1 protein-coding gene is annotated in these 2,472 nt (G+C 61.5%); it reads left to right on the top strand.

The features are described 5' to 3' along the window. Window positions 1-113: 113 nt before the first annotated feature. Window positions 114-2,321 (top strand): glycine--tRNA ligase subunit beta, encoded by a 2,208-nt coding sequence (gene glyS, locus WH87_RS14350; RefSeq protein ID WP_046137881.1) that lies wholly within the window; start codon window positions 114-116, stop codon window positions 2,319-2,321. The last annotated feature ends 151 nt before the right edge of the window (window positions 2,322-2,472 follow it).

Raw genomic sequence — 2,472 nt, 5'->3', positions numbered from 1 at the left:
GGGTTAGAAAGCGCGGATTTGCTTAACTTGGGGCGGTGGCTGGTAATCCGCGTGTGGACATCCAGCCCGCCCCAAGTTAAGCAAATCCGCGCTTTCTAACCCTTGGTATTGTTATGCCCGAACTGCTGCTCGAACTCTTTTCCGAGGAAATCCCGGCCCGCCTTCAGCGGCGCGCGGCTGATGATCTGAAAAAGGCCGTGACCAATGCGCTGGTCGACGCCGGGCTGGTCTATGAGGGTGCCAAAGCATTCGTGACGCCCCGCCGTCTGGCGCTAACCGTGACCGGTCTGCCGGCGCGCTCGCCCGACACTCGCGAAGAAAAAAAGGGCCCTAAGGTTGGCGCTCCGCAGCCAGCGATTGACGGCTTTCTGCGCGCAGCGGGCCTGAGCTCGATTGACCAGGCCAAGATCGAAAGCGATCCGAAAAAGGGTGATTTCTACATCGCTCAGATCAACAAGCCCGGCGCCGATGCCGTGGACCTGCTGTCCGCTATTTTGCCCAAGATCCTGACCGACTTTCCCTGGGCGAAGTCGATGCATTGGGGCACTGGCACGTTCAACTGGGTGCGCCCACTGCGCGCCATCACCGCGACGTTTGGCACGGAAAACGACGAGCCCGTCGTGATCCCGTTTGCGTCGAACGAATTGACCTCGGGCCAGACCACCTATGGTCACCGCTTCCTCGCGCCAGAGGCGATCAAGGTTCGCCGCTTTGACGACTATCTGGTGGCGCTGGAGCGCGCCAAGGTCGTGCTCGATATCGACCGCCGCAAGGATATCATCCGCACCGATGCCGAGAACCTCGCCTTTGCGCAGGGCCTGACGGTGATTGCGGACGAAGGCCTGCTCGAAGAAGTCGCCGGTCTGGTCGAATGGCCAGTGGTGATGATGGGCTCGTTTGATCCCGAATTCCTCAAGCTGCCCGAGGAAGTCATCATCGCCACCATCCGCGCCAATCAGAAGTGCTTTTGCCTGCGCGACGCCGAAGGCAAGCTGGCGCCCAACTTCATCATCACCGCCAATACCGTTGCCACCGATGGCGGCGCGGTGATCACGGCTGGCAATGAGCGCGTCATCCGCGCACGCCTGAGCGATGCTGTGTTCTTCTATGAGGGCGACCTGGCGCTGCCGCTGGAGCATGGCCTGCCCAAGCTCGAAGAGACCGTGTTCCACGCCAAGCTGGGCAGCCAGTTTGCCCGCGTCGAACGGCTGGTGAAGCTTGCCGGCGAGATCGCCCCGCAGGTGGGCGCGGATCCCGAACGCGCCAAGCGCGCGGCAATGCTGGCCAAGGCCGATCTGACCACAGGCATGGTTGGTGAATTCCCCGAGTTACAGGGTCTGATGGGCCGCTATTATGCAGCGGCACAGGGCGAGCCCGCCGACATCGCGACCGCCGTCGAGATGCACTACAAGCCGCTGGGCCCGACCGACAAGGTGCCGACCGAGCCGACCTCGATCGCCGTGGCATTGGCCGACAAGCTCGATCTGTTGACCGGCTTCTGGGCCATCGACGAAAAGCCAACGGGCTCGCGCGATCCATTCGCCCTGCGCCGCGCAGCGCTGGGCGTGATCCGTATCATCTCGGAGAATGGGCTTCGGGTGAATTTGAACGCATTGTTTGCGAAACATCGTGAAGCTCTGTTGGGCGATACGGTTGTTTCGGTTCAGGAAGACAACGTTGTTATCGCGTCTGGTCAGGCACGGGATATCCTCGCTGAATGGCAAGAGAAGATGTTCGAATATGCGAAAGAAGGACGTCGCATAACCCTGCATCAGTCCCGGTTTGACGACGCCGATCAGTTAGATTTGCTGAGTTTTATCCATGATCGTCTCAAGGTGTCGCTGCGTGACGCCGGTGCGCGTCATGATCTGGTTGATGCCGTGATTTCCGCCGACAGCGATGACATCCTGCAAATCACCCAGCGGGCAGAAGCGCTGTCGGCGCTGCTATCGTCGGCTGACGGGCAGAACCTGCTGGCGGGCTACAAGCGTGCGGCCAACATTCTGGCCGCTGAGGAAAAGAAGGACGGCAAGACCTATGCGGGTATTGTCGAACAGGATGCTCTCAAGCTGCCCGAAGAAACAGCGCTGGCCTTCGCCGTGGATGCCGTTCATGCATCCGTGAGCAATCACGTGGGCAAGGACGACTACAAGGGCGCCATGGGCGAGCTGGCGACGCTGCGCGGCCCGGTCGATGCGTTCTTCACGGCGGTTCTGGTCAACGACGCCGACCCCGCCGTTCGCGTCAATCGCCTCAACCTGCTGGCACGTCTCCGCGATACCATGCATCTGGTGGCGGATTTCTCGAAGGTCGCTGGGTAAGGAGCGGGTTGCCCGACTGGATTGGGCACCGTGTTTTTCCACCAACTGTGCTGCCCTCGGATTTGATCCGGGGGCCACTCTGCCTGCGTGCCGCGCTGATAGTGACCCGCGGATCAAGTCCGCGGGCAGCGGCGGTGGGTGGGGGAGGGGG

Source organism: Devosia epidermidihirudinis (assembly GCF_000971295.1).
GTDB classification, from domain to species: domain Bacteria; phylum Pseudomonadota; class Alphaproteobacteria; order Rhizobiales; family Devosiaceae; genus Devosia; species Devosia epidermidihirudinis.
The sequence above is the reverse complement of the archived record's forward strand: the minus strand, read 5'-3'. Positions and strand labels throughout refer to the sequence as shown.

Excerpts from the sequence above, each read along its gene's own strand:
- glyS (WP_046137881.1), top strand. The coding sequence starts at position 114 with ATGCCCGAACTGCTGCTCGAACTCTTTTCCGAGGAAATCCCGGCCCGC.